Annotated in this window: 5 protein-coding genes, 1 rRNA gene and 1 pseudogene; all 7 read left to right on the top strand. The window is 59.8% G+C overall.

From position 1 onward, the window contains the following. A 5S ribosomal RNA gene (gene rrf / locus AB5Y90_RS14975) occupies positions 1–101 on the top strand; the annotation flags it as partial. A 165-nt stretch (positions 102–266) separates the two neighbouring features. Further along, the gene (gene ebgR / locus AB5Y90_RS14970; RefSeq protein WP_307895790.1) at positions 267–1,232 is read left to right on the top strand and encodes a transcriptional regulator EbgR; all 966 of its coding nucleotides are present in this window, start codon (positions 267–269) and stop codon (positions 1,230–1,232) included. 322 nt (positions 1,233–1,554) lie between these two features. Further along, entirely contained in the window at positions 1,555–4,629 is a 3,075-nt protein-coding gene (ebgA, locus tag AB5Y90_RS14965) for a beta-galactosidase subunit alpha (RefSeq protein ID WP_368167109.1), read from the top strand. Then, positions 4,626–5,081, top strand: coding sequence for a beta-galactosidase subunit beta (locus tag AB5Y90_RS14960; protein ID WP_307895788.1), 456 nt, complete (start codon positions 4,626–4,628; stop codon positions 5,079–5,081). Before ebgA ends, AB5Y90_RS14960 begins: the two co-directional genes overlap by 4 nt. 103 nt (positions 5,082–5,184) lie before the next feature. Further along, on the top strand, positions 5,185–6,627 hold the full coding sequence (locus tag AB5Y90_RS14955) for an amino acid permease (RefSeq protein ID WP_307895787.1): 1,443 nt from the start codon (positions 5,185–5,187) through the stop codon (positions 6,625–6,627). Positions 6,628–6,703: 76 nt separating this feature from the next. Beyond that, positions 6,704–7,042: pseudogene (locus tag AB5Y90_RS14950) on the top strand (tRNA-binding protein). A gap of 166 nt (positions 7,043–7,208) precedes the next feature. Then, positions 7,209–8,654 carry an amino acid permease gene (locus AB5Y90_RS14945; protein WP_368167107.1) on the top strand — a complete coding sequence of 482 codons (1,446 nt, stop codon included), beginning with the start codon at positions 7,209–7,211 and terminating at the stop codon, positions 8,652–8,654. The last annotated feature ends 67 nt before the right edge of the window (positions 8,655–8,721 follow it).

The following is an 8,721-nucleotide window of genomic DNA, read 5'->3' as shown; positions in this document are numbered from 1 at the left end:
CGCCGTGGAACCACCTGATCCCATGCCGAACTCAGAAGTGAAACGCGGTAGCGCCGATGGTAGTGTGGCATTCGCCATGCGAGAGTAGGACACTGTCAGGCACCTATTTAGAAGAGGCCTCCCATTCGGGAGGCCTTTTTGCATTTCTGTGTTCCAAAAATCTGCCATGCCACCGGGATTTTAGTAAAAGTGCTGGGCTATCAAGGGATTGCCCGTTACTCTTTAACCGTTGCCGATTAACACGTGATGCTGCCAGCGAGGTATTGATGGCTACGTTGAAGGAAATTGCACAGGAAGCGGGAGTTTCTCTCGCCACGGTATCCCGGGTACTGAACGAGGATCCCAGCCTGAGCGTCAAGGAAGAGACCAAGCAGCGGATCTTCGAGATTGCCGAACGGCTGGAGTACAAGACCAGCTGCGCCCGCAAGGGGGTACACAAGAGCAAGCTGCACTTTCTGGTGGTCTATGCCTATCCCCAGAGTACCGAGGTCAACGACCCTTACTATCTCGCCATCCGTTATGGTATCGAGACCCAGAGTGCCCGCCTCAATATCGAGCTGACCCATCTCTACAACTGCGGTGAAGGGCGTGAGCTGAGCCCTGTAGATGGCATTCTGGTGGTCGGTACCCTCACAGCCGAGCGTCTCGTCCAGCTCAGGGCTTGTTCCAGCCAGCTGGTGTTTGTCGACTGCCGTTCACAGGGAGAGTTCGACTCGGTCGATGTGGATCTCGCTCTGATCAGCCAGCAGGTCGTCGATTACTTCATCGCGCAGGGGCACCAGCGTATCGGTTACATCGGTGGCCAGGATGAGAATCCGGATCTGCGCGAACTGGCCTTCCGGGATTATGGTCAGCGGTTGGGGGTGGTGCAGGAAAGCGATCTCTATCGTGGGGACTTCTCCAGCGCTTCCGGCTACCAGTTGGCGAAGGAGATGCTGGCAGGGGATTGGCCCAAGGCGCTGTTCGTCGCCTCCGACTCCATCGCCATCGGTGTGCTGCGTGCCATTCATGAGAAGGGACTGGCGATTCCCCAGCAGATCGAGCTTATCAGCGTCAACGATATCCCGACCGCCAAGTTCACCTTCCCGCCGCTCTCTACGGTGCGGATCCACTCCGAGTTGATGGGCTCCCAGGGGGTCAATTTGCTGGTTGAGCGGCTGCGAGACGAGCGGGATATTCCCCTTCGGGTGCTGGTACCGAGCAAGTTGACCCTGCGTGGCACCACTCGCTGATTTTAGTAAAAAAATTCTGCTTTTTAGTCGCGCCATCTTGCGGTGGTGCGACTCCTCTTCCAGGCAAACCTCTTTCCTACATCATCCCATTACGTCATATCATATTGTTTTATAGTTGATTTTATTGCGGTTCAGCCAACGGCTATCAACATCTATGCCACTCATCCATATCTTGCCCTCCTTTATCTCCCGCTTCTGATCTCGCTCACAAAACCATCTGTTTATTGTGATCAGGTTAAAACTTTACCAATTCAAAGCCGATATTTAGTAAATGTTTATCTAGGGTTTACCCAGTCAAAGTTGCCTTGTTCCGGGAGGACATGTGAATAACTGGGAAAACGTCCAATTCGTTGGTGAAAACAGGCTGGCCCCGCGCGCCTACTTCTTCTCTTATGCCGACCACGTGCTGGCAGCCACCATGCAGCGCGAGCTGAGCCGCCGTTTTCTGAGCCTTGGCGGCCAGTGGCAGTTCCACTACTTCGACCACCCCCTGCAGGTGCCGGAGGCCTTCTATCACAGCCCCATGAGCGAGTGGGGCCAGATCACCGTGCCCAACATGTGGCAGATGGAAGGACATGGCCAGCTGCAGTACACCGACGAAGGTTTTCCTTTCCCCATCGATGTGCCCTTCGTGCCGACCAACAACCCCACCGGCGCCTATCAGCGCAGCTTCACGCTGAGCCCGGCCTGGGACGGCGAGCAGGTGATCATCAAGTTTGACGGGGTGGAGACCTACTTCGAGGTCTATGTGAACGGCTACTACGTCGGCTTCAGCAAGGGGAGCCGTCTCACCGCCGAGTTCGATATCAGTGCCTACGCCAAGGTTGGCGAGAACCTGCTGTCAGTGCGGGTGATGCAGTGGGCCGACTCCACCTATATCGAAGATCAGGACATGTGGTGGATGGCGGGGATCTTCCGCGACGTCTATCTGGTGGGCAAACCGGCCGCCCATGTGCAGGACTTCTTCATCCGCACCGCGCTGGCGGATGACAATCAAAGTGCCACCCTGAGCTGCGATATCCAGCTCGAGAACCTGGGGGCGGCCGCCCGTGATCACCGTCTGGTCTGGTCCCTGCTGGATCAGGGCAGCGAGATCGCCAGCGGCTCCCTCGACCATCTCGCCATCGACGGCAACTGTGATTGCCGCTTCACGCTGGATCTGGCCAATCCCCATCTGTGGAGCGCCGAAGATCCTTACCTCTACCAGCTGCAACTCTCCCTCTACAACGGTCGGGGTGAGCTGCTGGAAGTGATCCCGCAGCGGGTCGGGGTGCGTGAAATCAAGGTCAAGAATGGCCTCTTCTACGTCAACGGCCACTACCTCAAGCTGCACGGGGTGAACCGTCACGACAACGACCACCTCAAGAGTCGCGCAGTCGGCATGGATAGGGTGGAGCGCGATATCGTGCTGATGAAGCAGCACAACCTCAACTCGGTACGCACCGCCCACTACCCGAACGACCCGCGCTTCTACGAGCTGTGCGACCAGTACGGTCTGTTCGTGATGGCGGAGACCGACGTGGAGACCCACGGTTTTGCCAACGTTGGCGATCTTAGCCGCATCACCGATGACCCCTTCTGGGAGCCGGTGTTCGTGGATCGCATCGAGCGCCACGTGCACGCCCAGAAGAACCACCCCTCCATCATCATCTGGTCGCTCGGCAACGAGTCCGGCTACGGCTGCAACATCAGGGCTATGTACCAGCGCTGCAAGGCGATCGACCCGACCCGGCTGGTGCACTACGAAGAGGATCGCGATGCCGAGGTGGTGGATGTGGTGAGTACCATGTACTCCCGCGTCTCCCAGATGAACTGCTTCGGCGAGTTCCCGATGGCGAAGCCGCGCATTATCTGCGAATACGCCCACGCCATGGGCAACGGCCCGGGTGGCCTTAGCGAATACCAGCAGGTGTTCGACCGTCATCCCCACATTCAGGGTCACTACATCTGGGAGTGGTGCGATCACGGCATTCTGGATCAGGACGAACAGGGCCGCCCCGTCTACAAGTACGGCGGCGACTACGGCGACTACCCCAACAACTACAACTTCTGCATGGATGGCCTCATCTATCCGGATCAGACCCCGGGGCCTGGCCTGCGTGAATACAAGCAGGTGATCTGCCCGGTCAAGGTGCGGGCAGTAGATCTGGCCAGCGGCAAGCTGGCGGTGGAAAACCGCTACTGGTTCTCCACTCTCGACGATATCCGCCTGCTGGTCGAAGTGAAGGCCGAGGGCGAGCTGCTGGCCAGCCAGCAAATCCGGTTGGAAGGGGTTGCTCCCGGTGCCACCACTGAGCTGCAACTCGAGCTGCCATCCCTTTATGGGCGGGAAACCTTCGTCCAGCTGCGGGTCATCAAGGCCACTGCCACCCGTTACAGCGCGGCGGAGCACGAGCTGGGCCAGTACCAGTTCCAGCTGAAAGAGTCGACTCGCCAGCTGCAGCTCTTTGCCAACCCCAACGCCACTCCGTTGCAGATTGCCGATGAGCGCCTTGACCTGACCTTGAGCGGCAGCGGCTTCGCCCTGCGCTTCTCGCGCCTCGACGGCAAGCTGGTGAGCTGGCAGCAGGATGGTATCGAGCTCATCGAGCGCTCGCCGCGCCTCACCTTCTTCAAGCCGATGATCGACAACCACAAGCAGGAGTACGAGAGCCTGTGGCACCCGAACCACCTGCAGATCATGCAGGAGCACTTCCGCACTCTGAGCTGGCGCCAGCTGGGTGAGGCGGTCGAGGTGACGGTCGAGAGCCTGATCGCGCCGCCGGTGTTCGACTTCGGTATGCGCTGCCGCTACGTCTACACCCTGAGCCCGAACGGTCAGCTGCACGTGGCGCTCTCCGGCCAGCCCTACGGCGGTTATGACGACATCATTCCCAAGATCGGCTTCGAGCTGGGTATTCGTCAGGATCTCGACCGGGTGCACTACTACGGCATGGGGCCGGGCGAAAACTATCAGGACAGCCGCCAGAGCAACTGGATCGACAGTTTCCAGAGCACAGTCAGCGAGATGTGGGAGCACTACCCCTTCCCGCAGGATAACGGCAACCGCCAGCAGGTGCGCTGGGCGACCCTGACCAACCGCCACGGCGCCGGTCTCTACGTGCGGCCCGATGCCCCCATCAACCTGAGCGTCTGGCCCTACAGCTGGGAGCATATCCACGCGGCGCAGCACATCAACGAGCTGGAACCGAGCGGTTATCTCACCCTCAATCTGGATCACAAGGTACTGGGGCTCGGCTCCAACTCCTGGGGCTCCGAGGTGCTGGACTCCTGGCGGGTGCGCTTCGAGCCGTTCAGCTTCGGCCTGACCCTGCTACCCATCGCCCGTGGCAACCTCAATCCGGCTGCGCTGGCCGGGCTCGATCTCACCATCAACGGCGGGAGGAACCTCGCATGATCACCCTGGACAACCTGACCCTGTTCAAAAACATCTACCGGGAGGGCAAGAAGTGGGGCCGCTGCGTGGAGGCCATCAACAACCTGCCGAACCTCAAGCCCGGCATCTGCCACTCCATCGGTGACTCCCTCACCTATCGCTTGCAGGAGGGGGCCAGCCCGGCCACCTCGTTGTTCGAGGGGCAGCGCCGCTACTTCGACGTTCACTACTACCTGGAAGGGGAAGAGACGGTGGAGTGGGCTGCCAAGAGCGAGCTGCGGGTCGAGCTGGCCTATGACGACACCACAGACCGCGAGTGGCTGGCTGGCGAGGTGCGTGAGCGCCAGAAAGTCGGCAACGGGCAGGTGGTGATCTTCGAGAACAGCGAGGCCTACCGTTTCGCCGGCGATGCGCCGGTGCGCAAAGTGATCATCAAGGTCACCGTCGAAGGCGGCTACTTCAAGAACAAATAACAAGCCGCCGGTTCTGCACTGACAAAAGCCGGAAGTGCGGGGCTCACCCTACAAATCATGCCCCGCCCTTTCGTGGCAATAACTACAGGTCTGGAGATGCACCATGTCTGATTCCAAACGGAATACGATAGGCAAGTTTGGTCTGCTGTCGCTCACCTTCGCGGCGGTATTCAGCTTCAACAACGTCATCAACAACAACATCGAAATCGGTCTGGCCTCGGCCCCGATGTTCTTTCTGGCCACCATTTTTTACTTCATTCCGTTCTGCCTGATCATTGCGGAATTTGTGTCACTGAACAAAAACTCCGAAGCGGGGGTGTATGCCTGGGTGAAGAGTTCCCTCGGCGGGCGCTGGGCCTTTATCTCCGCCTACACCTACTGGTTCGTGAACCTCTTCTTCTTCACCTCGCTGCTGCCGCGGGTTATTGCCTACGCCTCCTATGCCTTCCTCGGCTACGAGTACATTCTCACCCCGGTGGCGACCACGGCATTGAGCATGGTGCTGTTCGCCTTTGCCACCTACGTCTCCACCAACGGCGCCAAGATGCTCGGCCCCATCACCTCGGTGACCTCGTCCCTGATGCTGCTGCTGACCCTCTCCTACATTCTGCTGGCGGGTGCGGCACTGGTGGGCGGCGTACAGCCGGCTGACCCCATCACGGTCGAGGCCATGGTCCCCGATTTCAGGGCCTTCCTCGGCATCACCACCTGGATCTTTATGGCAGCCGGTGGCGCCGAGTCGGTGGCGGTCTACGTCAATGACGTGAAGGGCGGCTCCAAATCCTTCGTGAAGGTGATCATCATCGCCGGGATCTTTATCGGCGTGCTCTACTCCATCGCCTCGCTGTTGATCAACGTGTTCGTGCTGAGCGGTACCCTGAAATATACCGGCGGCTCGGTGCAGGTGTTCGAGGGGCTGGCGGCTTACTTCGGCCTGCCGGAGATCCTGATGAACCGCTTCGTCGGGCTGGTCTCCTTCACCGCCATGTTCGGCTCCCTGCTGATGTGGACGGCGACCCCGGTGAAGATCTTCTTCTCCGAGATCCCGGCCGGCATCTTCGGCAAGAAGACGGTCGAGCTGAACGAGAACGGCGTGCCCGCCCGCGCAGCCTGGATCCAGTACCTCATCGTGCTGCCGCTGATGGTGATCCCGACCCTGGGCTCCAACACAGCTCAGGATCTGATGAACACCGTCATCAACATGACCGCCGCCGCCTCCATGCTGCCGCCGCTGTTCATCATGCTGGCCTACCTCAATCTGCGTCTGAAGCTCGACCACCTGCCGCGGGATTTCAGGATGGGTTCGCGCACCACCGGCATCGCCGTGGTCTCTGTGCTGATCGCCATCTTCTCGGTGGGCTTCCTCGCCTCCACCTTCCCGACCGGCGCCGACATCATGACCATCATCTTCTACAACGTCGGCGGGATCGTGATTTTCCTCGGCTTCGCCTGGTGGAAATACAACAGATACGAGGCCTCCCTCAGTGCCGAAGCGCGTGCCAAAGAGGCCCAGCCGGCGGCGCAGGTTGCCATGCAGACACCATAGGCACGGTATTGAATACCAATCAAACCGGGTGGCCGTTGGCCACCCGCAAACCGTTGAACCAGAGAAGGAAAAGAGCATGAGCGAGACGATCGAGTTTGCCGAATTCAAACGGGTCGAGATGAAGGTGGGCAAGGTGCTGGAGGTGGTGCGTCACCCCGGGGCCGACAAACTCTACATCGTCCAGATCGACGTGGGTGGCTAGCGGCCGCTGCAGACCGTCACCAGTCTGGTGCCTTACTACAGCGAAGATGAGCTGATGGGCAGCGAGGTGGTGGTGCTGACCAACCTCAAGCCCACCAGGATGCGCGGCGAGCGCTCCGAGTGCATGTTGCTCTGCGCCGAGACCCCGGACGAGAGCCAGAGCGTACTGTTGCAACCGCGGGTGCCGATGGCGCCGGGCACCCCGATCGTCTGACTGGTATTGCGAGCCGGTGCGGGAGACTGCACCGGTTCACCAACGAGGCCGTCCACGCGGCCCGATCATAACAAGAGAGTAAAGCGCGGGGCCGACAGACCCTTGCCGAACACATCACAGAGTCACAGCGTTACCCGCAGGGAGCGCGAGTCCACTGGAGGACACCATGTCTGAATCCGTACGCGGCACCATAGGCAAGTTTGCTCTGTTGTCGATGACCTTTGCCGCCGTGTTCAACGTGCGCAACATCGTCAACAACAACATTGAGCTGGGGCTCAGCTCCGCCCCCATTTTCCTGCTGGCGACCATCGTCTACTTCATTCCGTTCGTCTTCATCATCGCCGAGTTCGTTTCGGCCAATAAAAACTCCGAGTCGGGGATGTACGACTGGCTGAAAAAGCCGCTCGGCACCCGGATGGCCTATCTGGGTTCGTTTCTCTACTGGTTCGTAAACCTGTTCTGGTTCGTCTCTCTGCTACCCAACGTCATCGCCTACGCCTCCTACGCCATGCTGGGCTATGAGTACAGCTTCTCCCCCATGGTCACTTCGATCATCTCCATCGTGCTGTTTGCGGCGGCGACCCATATCTCCACCAAGGGGGCGAGCTGGCTTGGCAAGATTGCCGAAATAGTGGCCTATGGGGTGTTTGCCCTGTTCGCCATCTATGTGCTGGGTGCCCTGATGGCTCTGAGTGGCGATCATATGCCGGCCCAGCCCATCACGCTGGAGGCGATGACTCCCACCGTCAATTGGGCGACCCTCGGCATCATGTGCTGGATCTTCCAGGCGGCGGGCGGTGCCGAGACGGCGGCGGCCTACCTCAATGACGTGAAGGGGGGCCAGAAGTCCTTCATCAAGGTGATCATCAGTGCGGGCATCGTCATCGGTGCCATGTATGCGGTCGGTTCCCTGCTGGTGAACGTGTTCGTGCCGCGCGAGAGCCTCACCTATGCCGGCGGCATGGTGGAGATCTTCACCGGCATGGCGCAGTATTTCGGGCTCTCCGAGGCGCTGGTGGGCCGCTTCGTCGGCGTGGTGCTGTTCATCGCCATGTTCGGCTCCATGATGATGTGGACCTCGGCGCCGGTGAAGATCCACTTCTCCGAGATCCCGCAGGGGGTTTACGGCGAGAAGACCACCCAGCTCAACGAGCACGGCGTGCCGGTGCGCGCCGCCTGGTGGCAGTTTGTCTTCGTGTTCGCGATGCTGGTGGTCAACGGCTTCGGCTCCGAGTCGGTGCAGCAGATGATGAACACCGCCATCAACCTCACCGCCGGTACAGCCATGTTGCCGCCGATCTTCATCATGGTGGCCTACTTCGTGTTCCGCTGGAAACATGACGATACCCCCCGCGACTTCCGCATGGGGTCGCGCAAGTTCGGGATGGGCGTGGTGTCGGTGCTGATCGCCATCTTCGTGGTGAGCATGAGCGCCTCCGCCTTCCCGGCCGGGGTGGATCTGGTGCGCGCCTTCTTCATCAACGTCTTTATGACTGCGGTCTTCTCGGCGTTGGCCTACTGGTGGATCTCCCGCTTCGAGAAGCGGCAGGCCCGCAAGCTCGCCGGCAATGAGAAGAAAAGCGGCAACGGCAAGCTGGTCAGCCAGCGCTGATCGGCTGAGCGAAAAAGCGGGACGGGCGGCTTGGGTCGCCCGTTTTTTTATCCATTTAGCGCCGGTT

It is taken from the genome of Aeromonas sp. R4-1 (assembly GCF_040908325.1).
In the GTDB taxonomy this organism is placed as follows: domain Bacteria; phylum Pseudomonadota; class Gammaproteobacteria; order Enterobacterales; family Aeromonadaceae; genus Aeromonas; species Aeromonas veronii.
The sequence above is the reverse complement of the archived record's forward strand: the minus strand, read 5'-3'. Positions and strand labels throughout refer to the sequence as shown.